Source organism: Arthrobacter sp. MYb227 (genome assembly GCF_002975435.1).
In the GTDB taxonomy this organism is placed as follows: Bacteria; Actinomycetota; Actinomycetes; order Actinomycetales; family Micrococcaceae; genus Paeniglutamicibacter.
Genome location: NZ_PCPT01000013.1, coordinates 31991 through 56040 on the forward strand (window position 1 = coordinate 31991; position 24050 = coordinate 56040).

Here is a 24050-nt window from a genome sequence, read left to right on the forward strand (position 1 = left end):
TCATCGACATGACGTTTTACAAGATCCGTGCCATCGCACTAGCCGAGGGACAGGCGCACTGCACTTGAACCACGTTCGCGCTGGCCCAAGCCTCGCCCCAACTACCCGATAAGTTCTACGACCCGGACGGTAAGTTAATCGGCGAGAAGACCCTGATCCGTACCGACAGTGCCGGCCCCTCCTTCGAATTCCCGAACCACCTACACGCGTTGGGATTGCAGCTCTCAACCTCATTCTTTTTGCCGGTGGCCAACGAATGGTTGATTGGGCGGATCAATGAGGAAAAGTACTGGGAACCAGCCACCGACCAACACGGCCAAGAACGCCATAATGCGTGGGTGATTGATGCCAGCAAAGCCATGCCCCTGAAAACTATCCACCCGGAACCCGTCTACACCTGAGAGCCGAACGCCCACACCCAGGTGCCAGTGCCAGCTTTTTCTACACCGACGGAATCGGGTCACCGCGTTCTTGACCAATGCGCCCCGATTCAACGTTGCGTTTCTTGATGCTCAGCACAGAGCCCACGATAGGTGCGAAATAGAGAATCATGGCTCTGAAGAATACGGGGCTTGGTAAGCTTTGTGTGTCAGCGCTAAACTTTGGGCCGTTTCAGCTATGAGTGTGAGCCAAATCGGAAGCTCAATTCAGACCAAAAAGCGGTAAGCACCTGCCACTCCGTATCAGCTCGAAATTACCCATCCGCGGTTCCCGCCGGCCAGACTGATTCGCTGCTGGCTAGGCCGCCGAAGGCGTGATGCAACAGGTGGCCGTTGACGGCCCGTATCCACTATGCGTACGTGGCATCAATGATGACGCCGCAGCTCAAAGTCGGCGGCAGGAACCTGCAGAGGACGCCATGCTGGAAAGCCTTGTGATCGGTCAGGGGATTCGGCGATGCCCCTCACTGCCAGGAGCGAATGGAAGCACGATAGATACTGATTGAAGATCGTCGCCGGTGCACAGATTGCACCATCGTTGACGGAGACACTCACCCTTGCAGGGCGTCTGCAAAGTCGTCAGTTCGAGTAGAAGCCAGCGATCTTGAGTGCTTGAGCAGGATGACTTCGTAGCGTGCGGGTAGCTTTGGCGATATTTTTTGCAACCTGCACGTTTAAGCAACGTGATGGCAATGTTCCTCAAAATCGACATCATGTGAGGTGAGTTTGCGGTGAGAACTTGTGATTTGTCTTCTTGCCAAACCACATCCCTACGCCAATATAGAGAATTTTCAATGCTCCAATGTCCACGGATCAACGCAGCTAGCTGTGCTGGACTAGCCAGATGGGTGGGCAGTGACGTGACCGCGTAAATGGTTTCGGTATGCCAGGTCTTGAGGTCTTGTTTTCGTGACTTTCGGATGATTTGGATGGCTTGTTCCGCGTGCAGGAATCTAATCCAGGGGTTGCGCGTGGCGCATTTGATAGCGCGGAATATGACCTTCCCATTGGCAACCGTCCTGACACGGTCCCCGTCGGGGACTTTCTCCCACGGGTTCTGTTCGAGCTGGGCGAGCAGGGTGGGTTGGTTTGCTTTCACTGTGAAAACATAGTGAGCACCACGCTGGGCAAGATAGCGAGCATGACCCGTCTGGGTGTGCAATGAATCTGCAGTGACTACGATACCTTGAGGTCCATGAAGTGGTCCAGAAGTACCGGGAATGCGGTGATTCCATTGTTTTTCTCGCTCACCGATACCTAGGCCAAGACCGTGTGGCTCTCTTGGTTCAGAGCAGACATTAGATGCACTCTGGTGCCTTTGCCGTCCACGGTAATCGATGCAGGGCTGTCAACCTTTTGGGCCCAGAGGCGAAAGCAACAGTTCCATAGCTGCGGCATCAAAAAGTACAAAGACTCGGGCCAGCGTGGTGGCATGAGGTGCGCCGACACCGTGGACTTCTAGTTCTGAGCGTGCGGTATCGAACGGCCCTTTCGGCCATTTCTACCAGCGTCTTGACGCCGACAATCACCGAACACACCATGATGACCAACAGGTGCACGAAGCTAAGTCTGATTCCTCGTTTGGCTCGTGGATCAGGCAGCCCAGTCAGAGCAGGTAAGACTTCGGTAGGATCCAATTTCACTGTCTCAACGCCATCAAATTGGTCTCACATATTAAGACTCTAGGCTAGCGCACCACTTAGCAGACGCCCTGCTCACCCTTGGGAGATCAGCACAGACCTGAGGTTTCAGCGGGTGAAAGCGAAGAATCGCCGAGGGTGCACGCGCAACTGCCGAAATGGCCTATTTTTAGTTGAGAAACAGAAAGCCTCCAACCACTCTTATGTTGCCAATGGTGCCTGGGCGAAACTTGCCATGTTTGCCATGAACCTAGTCAGCTGGCTCCAACTCGTAGCAGTACAAGGGGGCATGACGCAGGCTGCTTGGAAATGAAACGGTGGTGCTACCGACTATTTTCAATGGCAAGAAGAATCATCCACAGCGGCAGACAAACCAAACTCTTACTCCCATTCAAGGCACCAGTAGCCATGCTCCTCATGAACGTATAAACACCATCACCAGCACTTCAAAAAGCACATCCTGATCACCTCCACCGGCACCAAAGCTATCCAACATCACCAGAAAGGAGACCTGAGCGGAAAATGGTATCCGACGCACAGTCAGGGATTCGACCAACATCATTGTGCCCACAAACAGCAAAACCGCCAACCCGCACCGAAATGCGAAATCAGCGCTCTGCCATCGCTTCATGAAATGGCTGGGCTAAGAACATGGCTTCTAAGTCCGTAACCGTCATGAATTTTCGACTACAAAATCTGATCCTGCAACGATCGACTTTGAAAGATCAGACTACTTTTTTCAAAAGAAGAAACCTGACATCAATATAGAGACGGTTAGGAAAGTCTATTATCTGATCAGTATGCGCCGTCTTTACCAAAAACGGCTTTAACAGTACGGAAAAGAATTATTAAATCCTGCATTAGTGACCAGTTCTCGACGTAGTACAGATCTAACCGTACACTTTCTTCCCACGAAAGATCCGAACGTCCGCTCACTTGCCACAAACCTGTTACACCAGGTTTGACCATTAGCCTGCGCGAAACGTATTTCTCATATGCGGCCACTTCGGCTGGGAGAGGAGGACGCGGTCCCACCATGCTCATTTCTCCTACTAAGACATTCCACAGTTGCGGCAGCTCATCAATACTGTATCGGCGAATGAATGCCCCGAGCTTTGTAATTCGAGGATCGTCTTTCATCTTGAATAGTACGGCATTTCCTTCATTAGATGGCTGGAGATCCATCAATTGTGCTTCGGCATCAACTACCATAGAACGGAATTTGTGCATCTTAAATGCTTTTCCATTTAGACCAACGCGTTCTTGATGAAAAAAGGCTGGGCCTGGGCTATCAAGTTTGATCAGTGCAGCGATCAATAGAAAAAACGGAGACAATAAAAGGAGCCCAATAGTGGATCCCAAAATATCGAAGGTTCGTTTGAGGCTGGCTTGGCCCCCTTTCAGCCGCGGAGTTGAGACATGAATAAGCGGAAGACCTGCCACCGGCTGAGTATGAATTCTCGGTCCTGCAATGTCAGTCAGCGCGGGAGCCAAGATCATGGAAACTCGCCTTTCCTGAAGTTCCCAGCCCAGCTGACGTATCGTCACTGGATTGAGCTGTGAATCTGAAGAGAGCGCAATGGCATCTACATCATGAAACTCCACTGCACTCAGAATTCCACTTAGGCCTGTGCTCACTGATACGACAGGGACGGGTAGTTCCTCCCCTTTGGGCGACTTCATCGCATATCCGGGAAGGATTGCTCCTATCGGTTCGAATCCGGCGCCTGGCTCACTAGAGAGCGAATTGTAGAGATGTTCTACTGCGCTGGGCGCTCCCACAAGTAGCAGACGTCGGGTGAAATTACCTCGCAATCGGTGCCGTACCAGCCACCGGCGCGAAAACCACCGTGATAGTAGGAGCAAAAATAGGCCCACTGGCAGTGCAATTCCGACATAGCCGCGTGCGGTGCTGAGGTCGAGAGCGTAGGAAATGATGGCGATGCCACCGAAAAGGTACATAGTTGAAACGACAACTCTTTTATATTCTTCGCTTCCAGCCCCTAGGATCCTAAGATCCCGAGCTCCCCATATTTCCAGCACAATCCACCAGAACGCAGCGAACAGAAGTGTCAGTGTCCAATAATTAGTATTGAGATAGTCGGAGCTTAGAGACGGATCTTTGGCTGTTCCGAAGCGAGTAAGTTGTGCTGTAAGCATCGCGGACATGATAAGCACTGCGTCCATGAATGCAATTCTTCTCGGAAGCACAGAGCGCCATGAGTGGCGTGTTTTGAGCAATTTCGTCTCCCCCGAATATTGTGCCCAGCTAAGTTTGAGACTTTATGTGAAAACAATTGTTCCAAATCAGTGAAACTAGTTCTTGCTTTCGAATTTGCGACCCAACGCGGTGATGTTCCAGCCAGCGTGTTCCCACTCATCGATAGGCATAACATTGCGTCCGTCGATGAAGTTTCGGTTTGCTACGACGGTCGCGAGTTCGGTAGGAACGAGGGCACGGAATTCGGACCATTCAGTCAAGAGAATTACTAGATCCGCTTGTGTGGCTGCTTCAAAAGCTGAATCGACATATTTTAAGCGCGGGAATCGCTTTGCAGCGTTCGCGTTTGCCTTGGGGTCGTAGACGTTTACGTCAGCGCCTGAATTAAAGAGACGGGCAGCAACATCTAGGGCTGGAGAATCTCGTACATCATCACTATTTGGTTTAAATGCCGCGCCAAGCACGGCAATCTTCTTACCAGCTAGCGGACCAATCATGTCTTCGGCAAGGTAAACAACACGATCGCGACGACGAAGGTTGATTTCATCAACTTCAGACAGGAAACGCATCGTGCGTTCTAACCCCAGCTCACTGATTCGTGCCTGGAGGGCTCTGATGTCTTTGGGTAAGCAACCGCCTCCAAAACCTACACCAGCGTTGAGGAAACGACGACCGATCCTAACGTCAAAACCGATCGCATCTGCCAACGTTCTGATATCGCCACCGACGGTCTCAGTAACTTCAGAAAACGCATTGATGAATGAGATTTTGGTAGCTAAGAATGCGTTTGCTGCGACTTTGACCAATTCAGCAGTTTCAAAATCAGTGCTAATAAAAGGCGTATCTACCGCAAGTGCACGTGCGTAAACTTCGCGGAGCACCTTTTCGGTAACGGCGCTATCTGCACCAACGACGAGACGGTCTGGCGTCAAAGTGTCTTCAACTGCGAACCCCTCACGTAGGAACTCCGGGTTCCATGCAAAGCCAATTGAAATATCGGGATTTTTAATCTCAGCAATCATTTTGCTTAGACGTCGAGCTGTACCAACGGGTACAGTTGACTTTCCAACGATGAATGCATCCTTGCTAATGTTCTCTGCAAGCGAACGAGTGGCCGCGTCGACAAACGTTAGATCAGCTGCGATATCACCTGCTTTCTGGGGCGTTCCTACACCGATGAAGTGTACATCTGCCCAACCACCGATTTCTTCGTAAGAAGTAGTGAAACGTAGGCGTCCAGTGGCTATGTGCTTGCGAAGTAGTTCCGGCAGACCCGGTTCATGGAAAGGCAGCTCACCTCGGGTCAAGCTGTCAATCTTGTCTTGATCGATGTCAAGTCCGATGACCTCGAAACCCAATTCCGCCATACAAGCCGCATGGGTTGCACCCAAATAGCCGGTTCCGATGACGCTCATCCGCAATGACATTCTTCTCCAAATATGTAAAAACTAGGCTGCGCAAGCACACATAAGTTGCAGGCAGCTGTACTGATCAACCCTTGAAAAAATGACTTTGGCAGAAAAAGCTGAGTCTGCCCAATGAAGCATATCCGCAAACCGAGTCGAGGGTGAGTCGAGCAACTTTGCCCCCCGAGAGGCGTTCATCACATGGTTAATGCATCAACAGTTCGTTAAAACCTTGAAATTGCAGATAGATTTATATGTTGGTAGTAGGTTTTCAAAGAATAACGTAGGAGAGTCTTGAGCGGTCTCATTGTGCACGAGTGGTTGGAACCTACTGGCGGCGCGGAAAAAGTAGTCCAAGAAATGGCTAGCACTTACCCAGATGCAAGGATTCTAACGCTTTGGAACGATGGCCATGCAGAAATAGATGATTCGAGAGTCTCGGAGACTTGGCTCGCCAAAACGCCTTTCCGATCGAATAAAGCAATCGCTATACCTGCAATGTTGCCCACGTGGCGTCGCCAGAGCCTAGGCGATGCTGATTGGGCGCTTGTTAGCTCCCACCTGTTTGCACATCATGTTTCATTCACAGACGCAAAACGAGATGTTGAAAAATTTGTGTACGTCCACACCCCAGCACGGTACATCTGGGAACCTGATCTTGACGCGCGAGGTAACTCAATGATTGCGCGGGGCTTGGCTGGACTCCTGAAACCGGTTGATAGGAGACGGGCCGCAGAAGGGGCTAATTTTGCTGCGAATAGTGAATTTGTAAGAGACCGTATTCGGCGAACATGGAACCAAGACGCGGAAGTTATTTATCCGCCAGTATCCGTGAAGGCAATTCAAAGCGTTGAATGTTGGGCTGATGAGCTGGGACCTGATGACGCTGAAATCCTAGCCCGTCTTCCCGAGAAGTTTGTACTTTCTGCCTCTCGATTCGTTCCTTATAAGAGACTTGACATGGCCATAACAGTCGCTGAGGCCTCAGGAATCCCAGCAGTTATAGCTGGAAGTGGTCCAGATGAGACGAGGCTTCGAGCTCGGGCTGCAGAATCCTCTGTACCAGTTCACTTCGTCCAACGGCCCTCGGACCCATTCTTGTATGCGTTATATGAACGGGCTGTGGCATACGTTTTTATGGCCATAGAAGATTTCGGGATCATGCCAGTTGAGGCTATGGCAATCGGAACACCCGTAATCTGTGGAAACGAAGGTGGTGTTTTAGAGACAGTGTCCCATGGTATGAGCGGAGCACACTTACAAGCAACAGATGTCCAAGCGCTGCGTGAAGCACTGGAACTTACCGTGTCACTGGACCGGGCAAAGATTCGTTCGCATGCGACAAAGTTTGATGCCAGCCTCTTTAGAAGGAACATCGAATCCTGGACAGGCCGTAGTTCTACAAACGAGCAAATTTCTGGAATCGATGACTATGCCCAACGATGATTTTTCTTCTGCCGGTATGAAAACGATAATTATCTCTGCTCCGCTTGTTACAAAAGGGGGAGTCTTCCGCTCAACATGTGAGCTCGTCGAATCAGCTCGTGCGCAGGGCTTGGATTGGTCAGCCCTAATAATCACACGTGGTGACCTCAATCCCGGTAGATTACCAGTTGGTGTTGATGTAAGGGTTGTCAACCAGAGCGGTATACGAGGGCTCTTGGAATTACGTCGAATTCTTTCTTCATCTGAAACCGTCGGTCAGGCCGAAGCCGTCATCTCAATGATTCCGCAGACGGACATGCTACTTTCAACAATTAATCGTGGCCGAAAAAAGATTCATGTCGCGTTCGTTAGGGGAGCTGCATGGCCTCGCAAAGGTGAGTCAAACGAGCTCAGACGTCGAATATGGCGCCTCATTGAACGATGGGCTTTAGGCCAGATGGACGAGGTCTGGACGACAACAACAGTGTTGCGAGAAGAAATTGAATGGTCTTCGGCGGTTATCGTCCCTGCAGGAATCGCAGATATTGGATCGCAAGAAGAGCCACAAGTTTCCTTTGAGCCAGCCAATGTTGTCTGGGCTGCACGAATGTCAATTGACAAGAACCCTCATCTGTTCTTGAATGTGCTGGACGAACTGAAAGTACCAGGATTTATGTATGGCGACGGCGAACTACGTTTTGAACTAGAAACGAGTAAACCCACAAACGTCACTTTTGGGGGATGGGCAGATCCCCTTACATTATGGGATAGTGCTGGAATCTACTTAGGTACGTCTTTCCGAGAAGCCTTTGGACGGAGCGCAGTCGAAGCTGCAGCACGAGGCCTACCAATGGTTCTTTCGAATGCTTTTGGTGCAGCACCATTGCTATTCACTGACCCTGAACTGAAAGATCGCTTCGTTCTGGATCCATTAGAAACGGATGCTTGGATTCGAGCGACTCGTGAGTTGTCAGAAGACGCAATGCTAAGACAACGAGTTGGACATCATGTTTGGAAGAACGCGAATCTGCTGACCATTGAAAAATCAGTCGAAGCCGTACGCAGACGTTTGCACATGATTAAAGATTTAAACGAGATAGAAAAAAATGTTTAATAGTAAAAGCGAATTAACTCTAAATTATAAAGTTTTACACTTAGATCACACAACTGCACTTGGCGGCGCGGAGCTTGCATTAGCCAGACTGTGTAAAATGTCGAACGGATGGGAACCGACGATTGCGTTGCCTGGTAAGAACGACCAGGATTTAGGTCCATTCGAGTCGTTGGAACCGATAGTCGTCCGTGTTGGCGAACCACAATTATCCGGGGCCAGCCGGTCAGGGATAAACAGTATTGTCGGGTTTATTATCCGCATACTCGAACAGGTATGGCATTTGCGTCGCGAACATTCGTTCAAAAACGCCGACATCATTCACACGAATACATCACGCTCGGGCCTGTACGGAGCACTTTCGGTGCTCCTATCGCGCAAACGCTTAGTTGTTCATCTCCGTGACATGGTTACGAGAGAAAGCCTAGGCACTATGGGAAGCCTACTTTTCAAGTCAATTGTTTTGCCAAGAGCAAATGGTGTGATTGCTAATTCCGAAGCAACACTCGCGACGGCCACGAAGTATATACGGTCTTCTGCATCGATAGCAGTCATTCCAAGCCCTGCAGGTATACGATCGGACCCGAAGCCAACAACAATTCGAGATTCAGTGGACAAAATCGGGATGGTGGCAAGAATCGATCCGTGGAAAGGGCAAGAGCTGCTTATAGAGGCCTTTGCTCGTTCTTTCGGTGGTTCCGCAACGAGATTGGTACTTGCTGGAGCGCCTGCGTTTGGGCATGAAGAATACTTGTCCGCAATTACACAAAAAGCAGAAGTACTAGGCATTGCTAGCCAGATCGATTTTCTAGGTCATGTCAACGATGTGAATTCAATAATTGATGATCTGGACATTTGCGTTCAAGCTTCTATACGTCCTGAACCGCTTGGTCAGAACGTACTACAGTACCTTGCCGCAGGTAAGCCCGTCATATCAGCAGATCAAGGCGGCCCTACCGAATGGATCATTCATGGTGAAAATGGCTTGCTCTTCAAAGCTGGCGATGTCGAATCTCTTGCTTCAAATCTCAAAGCCATGCGTAGCAAATCGGTTCGAGAAAAACTTGCCTCTGGAACAACGCGAGTAAAACCCGTCCCTACGGATGAAATGGTAGCTAGAATGCACGCGGACCTCTTCTCAGAAGTCATCAAGAAGTAATTCATAATTAACTGAAGGAATGACATGTTATCAAAACCGAAGGTAGCCGTATTTAGACAACGTTTGTTCGTTCCGTCAGAGACGTTCATTAGAGATCAGACCAAAGCATTAAACGCTCATGATGGGATTTTTATAGCTCGAAGGCCCGTAATAAATCCGTTTGATGCTCCGGTATTCAGCTTATCGGAGCATCAAGGAAAGCTTCATGACAGCCTCTTTGCTCTCACCGGAAAATCCGTGGCATTTGAACGTTACCTTCGGCATACATCGCCGTCCTTAGTTCATGCACATTTCGGTCCCGATGGAATGCTAGCTTCCGGACCATGTCAAAATACAGAAACGCCGCTAGTGATTACGTTACATGGTAGAGACGCGACTGTTAGTCGTAAGAACCTTCTTCGCACTGGCCAACCAGTTGCCATCCGCTATGCATTGAATAGGAATACTTTAGCAGAAAGCGCAAAATTCCTTATTTGCGTATCAAATGATTTGAAGGATAAGGCAATCCAGAATGGATTTCCAGCCAAAAAGCTAATAACTCATTATATTGGTGTTGATACTAATAGATTTGCAATTTCGGTACAGCCACGAAAAAAACGGTTTGTACACGTTGCCCGCTTAGTGGAAAAAAAGGGTACTGCAAACTTGCTTCTGGCATTCACCGGAGTTCTGGAGCAGCACCCTGATGCAGCACTCGATATTGTTGGCAACGGCCCACTCGCGAGTCAGCTTGTGCAACAAGCTAGTGAATTGGGAATAGCCGATAAAGTAGTCTTTCATGGACATCAAGAAAACGAAGTCGTTCGCGAGCTGATCAGTCAGGCAGCCGCATTTGTGCTTCCTAGTGTGACCGCGCCTAATGGGGATCGAGAGGGTCTGCCTATTTCGATTCTAGAAGCAATGAGCACGGGAACACCTGTGATCTCAACGGTTCACTCGGGCATTCCTGAAGCCATAGTTTCGGGAGTATCCGGAATCCTAGTTGAAGAACACGATGTGCAAGAACTGAGAAAAAGCATGGAAAACATCCTGAGCAATGACAACCTGGCTACAGATTTGGGGCAAGCGGGAGCAGAACGAATTCGCCAGAGATTCGATCTTGGCATACAGACTAGCCTTCTTGAACAGTTGTATGACAATGCTAAATAGGCACTTGAATTACGGAGCTCTTGAGGCAAAGAAGTGAATTTAACATTATTACAAATGCTGGTGCTTATAATAATGACAATATTTTTATTTGGCTCAGCACTATTTTCTAAAGTTGGTAATGTACTAAATAAAGTTGTTATTATCAGCGTAGTCTACCGAATAGTTATTTTCGCCGATCACTCCGCATTGTTGTCAGTGATGGTTAACTTGGTCGGAATAATTAGTATTATATTTGCTATTTTCCGAACTAATCGTGAGATTCGGCTTCCGCCTTGGCCGCTACTTGCCTTCTTAATCGTTCCGATTTTCGCAAGCATTGGTTCATCGACAAGCGTAGGGCAGATGTTGGATCGCGGGCTCGAAAGTGCCTTTCTGATTGCTCTCTCCATCGCCGTTGCTTCCAGTGATAACGTGATCCGAAGATTTGCCAGAAAGCCTGCAGTCTGGTTGCTCTTCTTCCTATTTATACTTTCTGCAAATGAATTACTGCTGGATGGACAGGCACTCTGGCCGCGTTATGACGGGGTAACTTATAGATTAGAAGCCGTCAATCATTTGATTGATGTAATACGCGTTCGCGCAATGGCCTCAACGGGTTATTCCATTACACTTGGAATTGTTGCTGGGATTCTTCTCATTATAGTATGCACCGAGTGGACAAGAGCTCGAATTTTCTCGATTTTGTTAGCCCTTTGTGCAGGACTATTCGTAGTATTTGCCGCTGGTTCGCGAACAGCGACTATCGGCCTCCTGATTGTTCTTCTATTCTGGGTCCTCAAGATGAGGGGTTGGAAGAGGATCGTCTTGGCGCCAATCGTGGCCACAGGTGCGATCGCATTTGTGGCGCCTCGGGGAATCAGCTCTCTCAACGCTTTAGGAATTGACGAGAATACCGCCAATTCAGAGTCATTTGCCCACCGAGCAGGTGTTTTGAAGTCAGTCTCTGGCCTCATGCAGAGGGATATTGGTAATGTCCTATTTGGTGGAGGGGATGGGGCAGCGCGCACAGCTTTCACATCTGGTCTTGTCGCGGGCGTTGAGGGAATCACTGTCTTTGATAATCAGTATCTGCGCACGCTCGCCGTGAGCGGGATTATTGGATTAGTTCTATTGATAATTACAATAATCAGCCTATTGGTTCGCGGAAACAAATATCAGAAATCACTGATCATATTTTTTGCCATTTCGATGACTACTTATGATATTTTTACTTGGACCTCCATTTATGTGCTATTTGTCCTAGTTGCTGCTTCGAACTATTCGGGCAAATTGAACCGAGCTCAAATCTCACCAAAAGTAGAAATTCGACCTTAGTTCGAAGTCAGCGTACCGTTTACTTCTATGAGAAAGCCTTAGTATTGTCTCTTCGTAGCACTGCCGCAGGGGCCGCTAAATGGACAGCCCTGTCCACCGTCGTGACGGCTGCCACAAATTTACTAATTTTTGCGTTTTTAGCTCGCCTTTTAACCCAATCTGAGATGGGCCTCATCGCGATTATGGTAGTCGTGATGGCTCTAGTTGATGTTTTTGTTGGGCTTGGCCTGCCCGCAGCGTTAATCCATCGCAGGGGAGTGACTTCTCGCCAGGCATCTTCGGTTCACTGGCTAGTCGTTGGCTCTAATAGTGCGTGCGGGTTGCTACTTATTCTGTTGGCTGGACTGTTGAGTGACTTCTTCAGTCAGCCTGATCTGAAAATGCAGTTGATCGTCGTTGCAGCCGTTTTTGTTATAAATGGTTTTGGACAAATCCCAAAAGCTTCTTTGGAGAAACGACTACAGTTTGGTCGCGTAGCTTCGGCTGAGATATCGTATGCAGTACTTCAGCTCGTTGCTGCTGTCGCGTTTGCCCACTTTGGCTTTGGCAGTTGGTCATATGTTTTGGCTTTGGTCCTCTCGTCTGCCGTACGCGTATCTTTATGGGCGTACCTTGGCCGCAGAACATTCAGGCCAAGATTCGTTTTCGGATGGAGCTCGACCAAACCTTTTCTATCTTTCGGCGTTTATCAAGCGGCAGACGGTTTAGTTAACTATTTGACTAATAATTTTAGTGCTATTGCACTTGGAAAGATCCTCGGACCAGGCCCGCTGTCCGGTTATACGCTCGCCTACAACGTTGCTGTTCAGTTACCGGCGAAGGTGAATCCTATTATCACGAGAGTTGCTTTTCCTCTTATGGCTAAGATGCAAGGCGAGCAATCAAGAGTAGTACGCACTTACCTGCAGATTAATAGAATTTGTGCTTTGATCAGCGCTCCAGTGCTCATCGGTCTTGCGCTAGTATCTGGAGATTTCATGAGTTTCATGTACGGTGAACCTTATCGGTCCTACGAACGTGAATTCGCCATTTTGTGCCTTGTTGGCCTTTTGCGAGCATACGGAAATCCGCTCGGATCGATGTTGAACGCGACTGGTCGAGTAAAGCTTGGCTTTTCGCTAAACTCAATTCGAGCTTGCCTCTCGATACCGATCACAATATGGATGACAATCGAATGGGGAAGCCTCGGAGCAGCATTGAGTATGTTGATTTCTGGGCTTCTTGGATTCTGTGTGGGAGCAATCTGTTCTAGGGTCGTTCTCAGCGTCAAGTTGAGAACTTACGCCGCTGGACTATTTTGGGCAGTGTTACCTGCTTTGCCGATGGCGGTTTTCCTTGTCGGTTTTCAGCTGTTCCTGCCAACCAACTTGAGTAATTGGACAAACATTTCCATTCAAGCTGTAGTTGCTTTATTTATTTATTTAATTAGTATCTGGACACTCTGTAGAGAGCCTTTTATACTATCTGTCAAAAGTAGGATTATAAGAAATGTTTTGGAATTTAAAAGATCATAGAATTATATTCTGCTAATAAAAGCGTTTCAATTTATTTATAAGAGAATTAAGGCCTATGGTAGTTCTGATGACGTTGCCTAGCCAGGCCGTTTCATGAGATGATGGTGAGTCGCTGATTTCGTATTTGGTATGCGATTGCCAAATAGCGTCTGTTGGTAGAGCTATTCCGGTGACCTGGACTCTTCTATGTCTGTCAAACGGCTTCTTGGACCTTTTTCAAATGAACCGAGGCCGTGAAGATCTTGAAGACGCGTCGGGCCAGATAGCGTTTGACGCAACGTCGGATTTCTTTGTCGGTCTCAGGTATCCGGACATGGCACTGCAGCCGAATTCCAACTGGGCCGGAATACCGCTGAATATGCTCTGCAAAGTTCCGTCAACGAGCGACTGCCTCGAGATAATTAATCTGAAGGCAGCTTCAATCTGCTCATTCGAGAATCCGCATAGATCCGGGAAAATTCGTAGTAATTTGATCGAAAATCTCTTACTTTGTACGAATAAATTTTCTCGCGATGTCCAGATCCCTGGGTCTTCCCTTCGGCGCGACGTTTCTCAACGTAGTTGCAGGTCTCGGTGTCGTGAGTCATCCTGCTGACCGCAGCCATATGCAGGGCACTGTTTAGTCGTCTGTCCCCGCCCCGATTCAGTCTATGGCGCACCGTATTTCCTGACGACGCGGGGATGGGATTAACACCGGCCAAACTGGCGAAGGCGGCCTCGTTGCGAACCCGGCCCTCGTGCGACCATGCCACTAAACATTTCGCTGCGGTCACCGCGCGGAAGCCTTTCTCTTCAAGCAAGGGCGCCGCTTCGCTTACCTTGACCAGTTCGTCCAGTTTTTGTTCGTTGGACTTCAACTGCTCGCCGAGATCCAAGACGTGGTTGGCAAGGCGGACCGATTCGGAACGGGCGATGCTCGAGGCCAGCTCTTCCTCGCGTTCCCGCCAGCGGGAGATCTACTGGATCTGAACCGATGTGAGCTTCTTGCGGGCGTCAACTCCGAGGTCGTTACTGCGTACCAAGGCGTTCAAGGCATTGATTGAACGGGTACGGTCCTTGGACATGGATTCTCTGGCGGTCACCAAGATCCGTAAACCTTGACGGATCCCTTCATGCAGGCGGGGACGGCGCAGTTTATCCACCGATAACGGCAGCGCAGCCATTGCTATCCGGCGAGCATCTAACACGTCCGATTTGCCGATCCCGCGATTCTTTTTCGCGTCCATGCGCGGAGCCTCAGCGACGGAGAATCCGTGGGCGGCCACGGTGCCAGCGAGGATCGCTCCGTAGGACGCAGCGCCCTCAATCACCCAGAGAATATCCGCGTCGGCGTCAGTGCGACGGGCCACCCACTTAATGGCCCGGTTGATGCCAGCAGCGGTGGTCGGGAAAGACTGTGTATCCAATAACGCACCGTTGGTAGCGTCGAGGATAGCATAGACGTGGTTGCGGGCGTGGGTGTCGACACCCACGACAAATGGGTGGCAATGCGAGACGATAGTCATGGCGGTTCACCGTGCTCTTTCCAGTTGTGATGGACAGGGTTCTGGCGGCCGTCGCCGGCCGGCACCAGTCCGGGTTAGGGTCACAACGGAACAGCACTGTGAGGGGTCACGCCCGTGAGATAGCGGCGGACAATCTTCTAATTAAGCTACCGTGGTGGGCCGGACTGGTACCGGCCGACCACCCACAAGAGCAGATGTCCAACTAATGCCACTGTGAAGGGCAGGTGTGTAAAGAGTCATGTTCTCGGGGTAGACCGACCGGTACTTATCCTGCCAGCTAGTCCCAGACCAGCTACTGACAAGTCTCACAGTGTGTAACCTCCCTACATCGTGGACACCGAATCGCACCACATCGTAGACAGCCGATCTCATGACTTCGGTTTGTCAGAACAACAGTTCCAACTAGCGCCATTTAGCATTCAGGGTGGTCATAGCGTCCTGCGCATTTTCCAGCTGCTCAAAACAGCGAATGCCGACATCGAATCGAGTCCCATCATCGATGAACTGATAGTTCATCACCTTCGTGGCGTCCTGATCGAAGAGTCCGTATTCCAAACCATCGATTTGCCAAAGCTCCATGGGATAAGACCGGGCGAAACGTAGCCGTGACTTACGTGGCTGCGTTCGGGGAGTGCTCTTGGTGACTCCTGCTTTGGAGAGGATCTGTCCAATGGTGGCTACTGATGGTCTTCGGTCACCGAATTCGTCGGTGTCTAGGCTTTCAATCCAAAAGGATAGTGGACGGTTGTCCCAGCCTGCTTGCGCCAGGTGTTTGGGGATATGCAAGACCGTGGGTTTAGTGCTTCGTGACCTTTAACGACGCAGCGTTCTTGGACTTTGTAGTACGCGGGCCTGCTGATGCCTAGTTCCTTGCAGAACTGGGAGATACTCAAGGAGTCTGGCAGGCTCGGAGTCACTAGGCGTTTAGTAAGGTAAGTTTTGGTTTAGGTAGGTTGATACCTACCTGGTTGGCCGGCGCTGGGGTGTTGGGGCGTTGTCGGAAGCGTCCGGGGTTCTTTGTGTAGTAGTCCTGGAGCGCGTGAGCGCGTGTTTTCCAGAGTTCTTTCCATGACCCGTCGTGGACCTGGGCAGGTGAGAACAAGGCGATGCCCGAGTGTTTGTGTTCGGTGTTGTACCAAGGGACGTAGTCGCCAATATAGTCTCTGGCAGTTTCGACGGTTTTGAAGACTCTGGGGTATCCGGGCCGGTATTTCATTCTCCGGAACCCTGATTCGCTGAACGGGTTGTCATTACTCACGTAGGGACGGTTGTGCGATAGTTCCACGCCGTGCTCGGTCAGCGCATCACGGAGCAGATGGGACTTCATCGCCGGCCCCGAGTCCGCGTGCACTATATCTGGCGCTCCGTGTTCTTTGATGGCGTTTTCAAACATGTCCACGGCCAGATGGTCCGCTTCACGTTCCTCCACGCGCCATCCAACGATCTGTCGAGAGAAAATATCGATCACCGAATACACTTTGAACGCCTTGTTGCGCCACGGTGAATATACGTCTGTAATGTCCCACGACCAGATCTGGCACGGTCTGGTGGCTTTCAGCACCGGCTTAGGCCGGGGTTCTTGCTTGTTTTGCCGTTTGGTGGGGATCGTGGGGCGCAGCATTTGATCTTCAATCTCCGCGGCAATACGCCACCACGTGCGCCGCGATGCCAACATGATCCCGGCATCCCAAACGGTGGCGAAAGAATGATCCACCGAAACGTTCTCGGCCCATCCCAGCATGATGTATTCCCTGATCCGTTCGCGATCTTGGGGACTGATGCGGCATTCATAGGCACGCTGGGACTGATGCAGCGGGTCTTGGACGCGTTCACGTGGCTTTTGCCGGTAATGCCAGGTGAAACGCGATACTCCCGCTAAGTCAAGGGCCTGCCGCTGAGATCCGGTGAATTCACGCAGTGAATCAATGAGTTGGTTCTCGGTGGCTAGGGATGTTTCGGATCGCGAGTCTGCGGTGTTTCGGGCTCTGACACGTTCAAGTCGTGCAAGAGCCCGATAGCTTTTCCCAAGGCCGTGTTTGATCCTTCAAGCATGCGGGTACGATCCTTGAGCTGTTCAACTTCTGCCTGGTGATCAGCGATCTCCTGAGCACGTTTCTTTTCAAACGCGGACAGTTCGCCATAGGTGCGGGTCATGCTCCCATGATCCCTTGGAATCAGGTTCCGGTCGAGATCGCCGGCATAGACCAGCTTCCTCCACTGCGGCACCCTCCACACCGGCACCTGCTGAGCTTGGACCCAGGCCTTCTTGGTTCCATGCGGTTGCAGATAATACTGGTGCATGAACTCACGGATTTCCTCACGGGTAAATCCTTGCATCACAACGGACATTGGTGGTCTCCTTCAAGCATTCAAGAAAGAGCCGAGTGGCTCACAACCAGCCTGACTGAGAGGGCAACAGCGTATTTGTGATCGCCTGGGCATCGAATAGGCGATCAAGTAACAAATTTTACAAATGCTAAATCGCTATTTATAGTTTGTCCTTGCGCCCGTATCTGACGAGTAATCCATCCTAAATTTAGGATGTCATCCGTGCACTAAAGTGTCTTCGCGTTCTTGAACGGCCATAACACTAGACTGACGCGACCAACAATCTCTGCTTCATCCACAAATCGTGCACATCCGTGGGCAAGAGAACGGTCCAGCCCACGACATTGAGACACCCCATCAGAACTATTACTGCGGTGGTCACCCATCACTAGGAACTTCCCTTCGGGAACAACAATCGGTCCAAAACAACGCCTAGACTTCCGATCGCTTTCACAATCCAGCTGTCCCGGGAGAAAAGGTAGATCTTGGAAAATGTAGGGCTCTTCTAATAGTTCGCCATTGCGTGTAAGAGTCCCCGTAGTCGGACTACAGCATTCCAACGTATCACCAGGGGAAGCACTAACACGCTTGACCAGTGGACGCTCATGCGAAGGGCCAATGCCCGTTACATCACCAAAAGTCTTGATCGCCTGTTTTATTAGGGGATCCTCTTTGGTTGCGCCTGCCGCATGCCATGAATCCTCACTATTGAACACAACTACGTCATTATTCTGCGGAATGTAATCCGAGGAATTCCAACGATTCACTATGATGCGATCACCAATATTTAGAGTATTCTCCATGGAACCGGAAGGAACCTGATAGATCTTTGCGACAAATGTCTGAAAAAGTGAAATGACGATTATTGCGGCCAACAGATTGGCTAGAACAGAGAACCAAAGAGGTACTCGGTGTTTTGTTGGGCTTGGGGCGGTCATGATTCCAGCCTACTTCCAGATCATCGAGATAGAGAAAGCAATACAACCGATAGAACACGCATAGGTGTTTCCCTACAGGGTTTCCACCTCGAACACGGAACAGGCCTAAGGCTCTTCTCACCGCAGGCTTTTACGTTTAGCGAAAGACAGACGCGTTGATGTACACCCAATGGAAGACGAAGATAATACTGTTGCTCGCTTCACTATTTGCCAACGAATTTTGGTGAAACTTTAATTTGATTTAGACCCTGAACTTCCGGGCAAATAATGCAAATTGCCGAGAACGTGCCTAGTAACTATCGATTGCAGTGAAACACTTTTCCATTAGGTGCGGTGAGTCACATGATTTGCGGCTGATCATGAAATTATCTGAGTAGGCATGGTACCTACTGCAATGTTAAGTGGAGTCAACAAAATGAAAAAGAAGCGTAAGCCCCAAAAAAACCATTACCACCAAAACGGTCCGAAAATTCCCGTTAAGTGGCAGAACACAATGTTGGCAGTCCTGCTCATACTTGCTATTGGAGCCATCGTTTATGCGCTCTCCAGCTAGCCCCTGAGCTGCGGCGACCCGTCTTTATCCTGTGGTCAAGGTAAGACTATGAAGTTTGTGCTGTGATGACGCTCAAGAATTCGTAGTTTCGAGAAGAGCTGTCCTCCACACCACATGTGAGTTCAAGAATCCAGTGCCGCTAGTACCAGGTGAAAATTATGGTGTCAGTATGACTTTGAAGCATCGAGCTTTGCCGAAATAGATTTGGCTATCGACCTATGTCCCGCATCGTTGGGGTATTGCCCCGAATCGACGACAAGATCAGTTCTGTCCCGGAGAGGCTGTCCGATATCGACGAACTTCGCCCCAACCTTAGTTGCCGATTTCTTGACCTGTTGAGTGATTGTGTGCAATGTTTCCGGCGGCGGATCTATGCCCCACGTTGGGCTGACAGCAATGATTCGCGCGCGGGGGAGTGCACTGGATAAGCTTCGATAGAAGTTGTCGATCTCGGCCGCAGTGGAAGGTGTTCCTTGCCAGATGTCTCTTTGGCCACCCGAGACCACAACTATTGAGGGTTGGATTGATTTTAGTCGTTCAACTAACTCGGCATATCGTGGGCAACGTTGCCTATCACAGGCGGCTAACGCAGGGCTGCCGGTTAAGAAGCTGGCATAGCCAGTGTTCTTGTGCGCTAGGTTTCGAGGGTCCCATCCACGCTTTCTTGCGAGTATTTCAGCCCATCCAGATTCGCGACCCGAAGCACCTACTCCGATTGCGAAGTCATCCCCAATGAATGCAGCAATGGGTTTTTTCGGTGGTAGAACAGACGCCGGTGCGGGCGTATGAGATGATCTCGGAGTCGGTTTTGGCTTGCTAGTGGGAGAACTTGACGGAGTAGGCAGAGGAGAAGGTTGAATTGTGGGAATGCCAGTGGCGGGGGACTCTTGGGTCGCGAGAGTCGGCGTTGACCCTCCTGCCGTGACTAAAACGATCGCTAATACAGTCATGCTAACAACTAAGACAACGCCAGCTGTTATCGTTTTCTTCGATCTAAGCCTTGAAATCAGTTGATTCGGCTTGTTATTGAGTAGATGTAACGTCGGGGCAAGCCAAGATGGAAAACGGCGGATCGGTGGAGACAACCTCGAATCAGTAAGAATGCGCGAGCCAGAGCTGGTGCTGGCTTCGAAGGATTCCATTGGCAATCGGCCGTGCAAGGAAGTTAACTGATCATGCGTAAATGTCTTTGCCAGACTGGACTTTGCTTGCCTGCTATTGTGTTTTCGTTCCAGAATGTATGCGGCAACACCAATAGCGGTTCCAAGCGTGTTGGCTAGGATATCTAGGCCCGAAGCGTAGCGTTTGGGCAGTAGTGTTGCCTGTCCGAGCTCGAAGAGGAGCGAAGCCGAGAACCCAATCAGGATACTGAGGCCCGTCTTTTTAACCCAAACAATTGCTATGCATCCAAGCGGAACAAACAAGGCAATATTGGCTGCAAACTCGATCTTGTTGTAGCCAATGAACTTAGGCATTCCATGCCTGTGTAGCCAACTAATGACCTGATGAAGACTTCCGCTCACGGGCTGGTCCACCGGCGTTGGCCAGAAAACTATCAAAATCAGCGCAAGCAAATATAAGGACGCCAAGAAAATCGAGAAACGGTAAAGCGGCTTGGTCATCGGGCCCAGTCATCGTAACGGTAAAGCAAACTAGCAGGGTTTGCGAATTTGGCACTAGCCCAGCATTGAAAGTCTACAGGTTTAGGCATATGGACAATTGGCCGTGTTGGAATGAAACGTCAAGGTAACCAATTGAGATAACCCAGGGAATGGTGCCTCTGAGAAGACTACAAGATGATTCTTTCAAGCTGGAAAGTTCGTGTGTTGTGGTCAGCGATGGTATCGGGCTCGTTAGTTCCCTGCACAATTGGCAAATATCATTTTGTGGACAGCTTTCTATCGTCCTATGACCGTGGCTTCTTTGTCGGCGGAAAACCTGTAGGCTTAAAGTATGTTTCTGGGAATCAATGGCAGTGAGTTTCTGGTGCTTGCCATCTTGGCTGTGGTGATTTTGGGTCCTGAAAAACTTCCAGAATATGCATCCAAACTTGCGCGTCTCGTCAAAGAGCTACGTCGTATGGCCACCGGCGCAAAAGAACAAATACGCGAGGAAATGGGCGATGATATTGCCGATATGGACTGGAAAAAACTGGATCCGCGCCAGTATGATCCTCGGCGAATCATCAAGGATGCGTTGCTCGATGATTTCCAGGAAGCAGTCGACCTAGCCAAACAACCAGCAATTGAGCAGGGCCTTGCTGACCAGGACGAGACTTTACAGCTAGAAAAAAGCAAAGAGTCTGCTGAATCTGCAAAAGTTGTGAACTGAGCTTCAACGTCCAATTTCACGTTTTCTTAGTGTGGTTCATCTAGACACAGAAACTGTCACGCGATGTTAAAGATCTGCCCGGCAAATAAGCGTCGGCCATTTTTTAGTTCGCGTTCTCTCGACCAAGCATAGGCAATTACTAGAGACTGCTACAGATCAGCTAAGTAATACAAGCACTTGAACACTAGACTCATAGTGTTTGAGCAGATCCACTTCCGGTCGAGACAACTGATCATTATTTCGTTTTTGACCTTGGCATACAGTGAAACCGATCGAAAGGGAGGGACCCTCGCATGGGCCTTCAAGGATGGCATTTAGTTATTATCGTAATTTTGGCCCTGTTGCTTTTCGGCGCCCCGAAGCTTCCCGGCTTGGCCCGTTCGATGGGTCAGTCTCTTCGAATCTTCAAATCCGAGGTTCGTCAGATGAAAGACGAAGGCACCAGTGCGCCGGCTGCGGATGAAACCGTGGAAGACAAGATCATTGATGCTGCCCCTTATAAGAACAACGCCTAATATTTCGTGAGCGATAAGGAAAACGCCTCTAAACAAGGCCGAAAGAAAAACCCTGAAGGCCGTATGGCTTTCAAAGCGCACCTTGTTGAGGCGCGCAATAGGCTTTTTATTGCGTTGATAGCACTAGTGCTAGGGACCGTCGGCGGATTTTTCCTATATGACGATGTCCTGAAGATGATCATCGAACCAGTACGCGAATATGGAGGTGAAGTTACCTACACCTCTGTCATGGGTCCTTTCGACATCATGCTTAAGACCTCGTTGCTTCTAGGTCTTATTTTCTCCTCACCGATATGGATTTATCAGCTCTGGGCATTTATCGTCCCGGGTCTTAAGAAAAAAGAGCGAAACACGGCACTTGCGTTTGCCTCCGCAGCGGCACCACTGTTCGTCATGGGTGTAGGCATGGCCTATTGGGTTTTGCCGCATGCACTCAAATTCTTTATCTCATTGAGCCCCGACACCGCCATGACATTGCTGAGTACAGATAACTATCTGCCATTCGTAACCCGGCTATTGATTGCTTTCGGGTTAGCTATGCTGGCCCCAGTATTGATGGTCGGTTTGAACATGATCGGCATACTTAAGGCCAAAATGATCATCAAGAACTGGCGAATCACAGTCTTTTTGATTGCCTTGGTCGCTGCGATGGCGGCGCCCGGTGGCGATGCGATCACCATGTTTGCACTTGCTGGCCCACTATTTATCACTTTTGCAACAGCCACGCTGATCTGTCATCTCAACGACCGTAAGCGTGCGAAGAAAATTGCTGCAATAGAAGCGGCCATCGCAGCGTCGGTTGACGAAGCTTCGACGCTACCCGAGACCGTGGATCTTCCATAGTCCTTGTCTGAGATTCCCTCGAGCGCAGGGCTGCTTGTCACTATTACGGAAAGTATTCCTGTGCTCGAGGGCTTTAACCGAGCGTTTCTTGCTTAGGTCATACTGGACGGAGGCACCAAAGGAAAGCCTCACTCGTCTCTCATATGGAGAGGGACAGAGTGTAAAACATCTACGAGTGCTTTAGCCCCGAAGCACTAGGCTATGGACTACATACCATCTAATCAATTTCACCCGATGAGTTTTGTGGCTTTGAAAGAAAGCTGGCGAGAATTCGACCATCCTCGTATACGAAGAGGCGGACACAATTTGCAAGGTCTCAAAACACCTTGGGATTCTAATTTCTACTTCGGATTATTGAGGCGTCCGCACGCTAGATATGCGAGTGGGCCCAAAAAGTTGATGAACGATGCAGCCGCCCACGCACCTTTGTGTCCTCGTACGTTGATTGCTGGTCGTTTCATCAGGTCCCGCAGCGCAACAAACTGTAGGGCGAGTTGGATGATACCCAAGATAGCAATGCGCCAGCGTGAAACGACAGAGATATCATTCCAATGTTTTTTCTGTGCCATGTTTTTCCTTGATCCGAAGTTATTGGTGCGTCAGTTTTTTGTTAGGCGTCAAGCGGTTGTTTCATCGTATCGCTCTGCTTACTTGAAGCTGTCGCGAAGGCGTTCCATCTCTCTGCGGTCTTTCTTGGTGGGCCGACCAGTTCCACGATCTCGTACTGGTACCTGTGGAATGACTTCTTTAGCCCGCACTGGCGTGTGGTCGATATAGCAGCGGGCGGCGATATCTGCACCGACACGTTTGGACAAGACTGCGGTTACTTCAAGATTTCGTTCTAGCCCAGACTGTCTGACCCGGATAGCGTCGCCGGGCACCACGATTTGTGCCGCCTTGGCCGGTTTATCGTTGAGGCGCACATGACCGGCTCGGCAGGCTGCTGTAGCGGCTGAACGAGTTTTGTAGACACGAATCGACCAGAGCCAGGCGTCGATTCTTACAGCCTTTGAATCTTGCTTCACGTTCCCAGTCTATCTGTGGGCGATGTTTCAGCGTGGAGGCGCCGTGTAAGGGGCAGAAAATGCGGCAGGGATGCAATGAACCAACCAATTTGAGGACTGAATAGATAAAGCATGAAGGTGACGCTGGCATTTTGCGCCAATTTTGTTGGAACTCGTTGACCCGCTTAGTACAGTCCACGCGATAGGACGGGTACGCAGGAAGCTCTCTAGATGCTTTGAAAAGTAACATAGCTAGTCAGCTCTCGAATATGTCCTCATGGATGTGTACCCAAAGCCGAACTGTGAGATTATTTGACCTAATGGCTAATGGAAACTTTCAACTGTCTGGTGAATCGCGGTTCACCGATCCTTCTTCCGAGCTTCACCGGAATCTGGACAGATTTCTGGGTGGCGTCATGATCAAGGGAATTGCCCAACTAGCTGCAATTTCGCAGAACTGGACGATTACCGCGAAAAGCCCAGCAACTTATTCTAGCGTTGTCAGGAGCTGGAGGCACGGAAAGCTGCTCTTGACCCATTGCGCTGGGGACGGCGTGACGTTCCACCGTCGACCCGAGCATCTTGGCGATTCGTACGATAGGTACGTACAGATGGCTGTGCTGAGAAGTGGAAATATCAGGACAGTTCAGCGTG

Annotated in this window: 20 protein-coding genes and 4 pseudogenes; 11 read left to right on the forward strand and 13 right to left on the reverse strand. The window is 49.9% G+C overall.

Annotation, left to right across the window (positions count from 1 at the left end; genetic code table 11):
• Positions 1-80: 80 nt before the first annotated feature.
• A pseudogene (locus CQ018_RS20650) lies at positions 81-583 on the forward strand (IS1380 family transposase); the annotation flags it as partial.
• Positions 584-882: 299 nt separating this feature from the next.
• Here CQ018_RS20650 and CQ018_RS20865 read toward each other — a convergent pair.
• Positions 883-1779, reverse strand: a complete 897-nt coding sequence (locus tag CQ018_RS20865; RefSeq protein ID WP_105551283.1) for an ISAs1 family transposase — start codon at positions 1777-1779, stop codon at positions 883-885.
• Between the two features lie 58 nt (positions 1780-1837).
• Complete coding sequence (locus tag CQ018_RS20870; protein ID WP_105551284.1) at positions 1838-2083, reverse strand: transposase family protein; 246 nt, start codon at positions 2081-2083, stop codon at positions 1838-1840.
• Between the two features lie 196 nt (positions 2084-2279).
• On the opposite strand from CQ018_RS20870, the pseudogene CQ018_RS20655 reads away from it, so the two are divergent.
• Positions 2280-2497, forward strand: a pseudogene (locus CQ018_RS20655) (IS1380 family transposase); the annotation flags it as partial.
• Here the strand turns inward: CQ018_RS20655 and CQ018_RS20355 are convergent.
• From CQ018_RS20355 to CQ018_RS17420, 3 genes are all read right to left on the reverse strand, one after another.
• Positions 2496-2711: a hypothetical protein gene (locus tag CQ018_RS20355; protein ID WP_105551285.1), complete on the reverse strand. Its 216-nt coding sequence runs from the start codon at positions 2709-2711 to the stop codon at positions 2496-2498. The pseudogene CQ018_RS20655 and the gene CQ018_RS20355 overlap by 2 nt on opposite strands.
• 164 nt (positions 2712-2875) lie before the next feature.
• Positions 2876-4267 carry a sugar transferase gene (locus CQ018_RS17415; RefSeq protein ID WP_105551286.1) on the reverse strand — a complete coding sequence of 464 codons (1392 nt, stop codon included), beginning with the start codon at positions 4265-4267 and terminating at the stop codon, positions 2876-2878.
• Between the two features lie 129 nt (positions 4268-4396).
• On the reverse strand, positions 4397-5716 hold the full coding sequence (locus CQ018_RS17420) for a UDP-glucose/GDP-mannose dehydrogenase family protein (RefSeq protein WP_258142687.1): 1320 nt from the start codon (positions 5714-5716) through the stop codon (positions 4397-4399).
• A 285-nt stretch (positions 5717-6001) separates the two neighbouring features.
• On the opposite strand from CQ018_RS17420, the gene CQ018_RS17425 reads away from it, so the two are divergent.
• Genes CQ018_RS17425 through CQ018_RS17450 form a run of 6 tightly spaced genes read left to right on the forward strand, consistent with a single transcriptional unit; the run spans position 6002 to position 13379 of the window.
• A complete protein-coding gene (locus tag CQ018_RS17425; RefSeq protein WP_105551288.1) occupies positions 6002-7153 on the forward strand; it encodes a glycosyltransferase in 1152 nt (383 codons plus the stop codon).
• Positions 7140-8246: a glycosyltransferase family 4 protein gene (locus CQ018_RS17430; protein ID WP_181149976.1), complete on the forward strand. Its 1107-nt coding sequence runs from the start codon at positions 7140-7142 to the stop codon at positions 8244-8246. The genes CQ018_RS17425 and CQ018_RS17430 overlap by 14 nt, the downstream gene beginning before the upstream one ends.
• Positions 8239-9402, forward strand: a complete 1164-nt coding sequence (locus CQ018_RS17435) for a glycosyltransferase family 4 protein (protein ID WP_105551290.1) — start codon at positions 8239-8241, stop codon at positions 9400-9402. Before CQ018_RS17430 ends, CQ018_RS17435 begins: the two co-directional genes overlap by 8 nt.
• Positions 9403-9426: 24 nt before the next feature.
• Positions 9427-10551, forward strand: coding sequence for a glycosyltransferase (locus CQ018_RS17440; RefSeq protein ID WP_105551291.1), 1125 nt, complete (start codon positions 9427-9429; stop codon positions 10549-10551).
• 33 nt (positions 10552-10584) lie between these two features.
• Positions 10585-11865, forward strand: a complete 1281-nt coding sequence (locus CQ018_RS17445; protein ID WP_146111949.1) for an O-antigen ligase family protein — start codon at positions 10585-10587, stop codon at positions 11863-11865.
• 44 nt (positions 11866-11909) lie between these two features.
• The gene (locus CQ018_RS17450; protein ID WP_181149978.1) at positions 11910-13379 is read left to right on the forward strand and encodes an MOP flippase family protein; all 1470 of its coding nucleotides are present in this window, start codon (positions 11910-11912) and stop codon (positions 13377-13379) included.
• 401 nt (positions 13380-13780) lie between these two features.
• Here CQ018_RS17450 and CQ018_RS20660 read toward each other — a convergent pair.
• The 6 genes and pseudogenes from CQ018_RS20660 to CQ018_RS17490 form a co-directional block, all read right to left on the reverse strand.
• A pseudogene (locus CQ018_RS20660) lies at positions 13781-14884 on the reverse strand (IS110 family transposase).
• 414 nt (positions 14885-15298) lie between these two features.
• Positions 15299-15801: pseudogene (locus tag CQ018_RS17470) on the reverse strand (IS481 family transposase); the annotation flags it as partial.
• Positions 15801-16925: an IS3 family transposase gene (locus CQ018_RS17475; protein WP_146111950.1), complete on the reverse strand. Its 1125-nt coding sequence runs from the start codon at positions 16923-16925 to the stop codon at positions 15801-15803. The pseudogene CQ018_RS17470 and the gene CQ018_RS17475, both read right to left, overlap by 1 nt.
• Positions 16829-17233: a hypothetical protein gene (locus CQ018_RS17480; protein ID WP_105551298.1), complete on the reverse strand. Its 405-nt coding sequence runs from the start codon at positions 17231-17233 to the stop codon at positions 16829-16831. The genes CQ018_RS17475 and CQ018_RS17480 overlap by 97 nt, the downstream gene beginning before the upstream one ends.
• 206 nt (positions 17234-17439) lie before the next feature.
• Positions 17440-18150 carry a signal peptidase I gene (gene lepB / locus CQ018_RS17485; RefSeq protein WP_105551299.1) on the reverse strand — a complete coding sequence of 237 codons (711 nt, stop codon included), beginning with the start codon at positions 18148-18150 and terminating at the stop codon, positions 17440-17442.
• 717 nt (positions 18151-18867) lie between these two features.
• Entirely contained in the window at positions 18868-20325 is a 1458-nt protein-coding gene (locus tag CQ018_RS17490; RefSeq protein ID WP_105551300.1) for a VanZ family protein, read from the reverse strand.
• Between the two features lie 331 nt (positions 20326-20656).
• Here CQ018_RS17490 and CQ018_RS17495 point away from each other — a divergent pair, with 331 nt between their 5' ends.
• The 3 genes from CQ018_RS17495 (at position 20657) to tatC (ending at position 22392) form a co-directional block, all read left to right on the forward strand.
• Positions 20657-21034: a Sec-independent protein translocase TatB gene (locus CQ018_RS17495; protein WP_258142690.1), complete on the forward strand. Its 378-nt coding sequence runs from the start codon at positions 20657-20659 to the stop codon at positions 21032-21034.
• A 293-nt stretch (positions 21035-21327) separates the two neighbouring features.
• Entirely contained in the window at positions 21328-21549 is a 222-nt protein-coding gene (gene tatA, locus CQ018_RS17500) for a Sec-independent protein translocase subunit TatA (RefSeq protein WP_105551301.1), read from the forward strand.
• Between the two features lie 6 nt (positions 21550-21555).
• Positions 21556-22392: a twin-arginine translocase subunit TatC gene (tatC, locus tag CQ018_RS17505; protein ID WP_258142692.1), complete on the forward strand. Its 837-nt coding sequence runs from the start codon at positions 21556-21558 to the stop codon at positions 22390-22392.
• Between the two features lie 341 nt (positions 22393-22733).
• Here tatC and CQ018_RS17510 read toward each other — a convergent pair whose 3' ends face one another.
• Positions 22734-22961 (reverse strand): PLDc N-terminal domain-containing protein, encoded by a 228-nt coding sequence (locus CQ018_RS17510; protein WP_105551303.1) that lies wholly within the window; start codon positions 22959-22961, stop codon positions 22734-22736.
• 78 nt (positions 22962-23039) lie between these two features.
• A complete protein-coding gene (locus CQ018_RS17515; protein ID WP_105551304.1) occupies positions 23040-23417 on the reverse strand; it encodes an RNA-binding S4 domain-containing protein in 378 nt (125 codons plus the stop codon).
• Positions 23418-24050 lie beyond the last annotated feature (633 nt).

Bases quoted from the DNA above. Each gene is read 5' to 3' on its own strand.
- CQ018_RS17435 (WP_105551290.1), top strand. From the start codon at position 8,239: ATGTTTAATAGTAAAAGCGAATTAACTCTAAATTATAAAGTTTTACAC.
- CQ018_RS17415 (WP_105551286.1), bottom strand. From the start codon at position 4,267: ATGGACGCAGTGCTTATCATGTCCGCGATGCTTACAGCACAACTTACT.
- CQ018_RS20355 (WP_105551285.1), bottom strand. From the start codon at position 2,711: ATGAAGCGATGGCAGAGCGCTGATTTCGCATTTCGGTGCGGGTTGGCG.
- CQ018_RS17420 (WP_258142687.1), bottom strand. From the start codon at position 5,716: ATGAGCGTCATCGGAACCGGCTATTTGGGTGCAACCCATGCGGCTTGT.
- CQ018_RS17495 (WP_258142690.1), top strand. From the start codon at position 20,657: ATGTTTCTGGGAATCAATGGCAGTGAGTTTCTGGTGCTTGCCATCTTG.
- CQ018_RS17480 (WP_105551298.1), bottom strand. From the start codon at position 17,233: ATGTCCGTTGTGATGCAAGGATTTACCCGTGAGGAAATCCGTGAGTTC.
- tatA (WP_105551301.1), top strand. From the start codon at position 21,328: ATGGGCCTTCAAGGATGGCATTTAGTTATTATCGTAATTTTGGCCCTG.
- CQ018_RS17490 (WP_105551300.1), bottom strand. From the start codon at position 20,325: ATGACCAAGCCGCTTTACCGTTTCTCGATTTTCTTGGCGTCCTTATAT.
- lepB (WP_105551299.1), bottom strand. From the start codon at position 18,150: ATGACCGCCCCAAGCCCAACAAAACACCGAGTACCTCTTTGGTTCTCT.
- CQ018_RS17440 (WP_105551291.1), top strand. From the start codon at position 9,427: ATGTTATCAAAACCGAAGGTAGCCGTATTTAGACAACGTTTGTTCGTT.
- CQ018_RS17510 (WP_105551303.1), bottom strand. From the start codon at position 22,961: ATGGCACAGAAAAAACATTGGAATGATATCTCTGTCGTTTCACGCTGG.
- CQ018_RS17430 (WP_181149976.1), top strand. From the start codon at position 7,140: ATGCCCAACGATGATTTTTCTTCTGCCGGTATGAAAACGATAATTATC.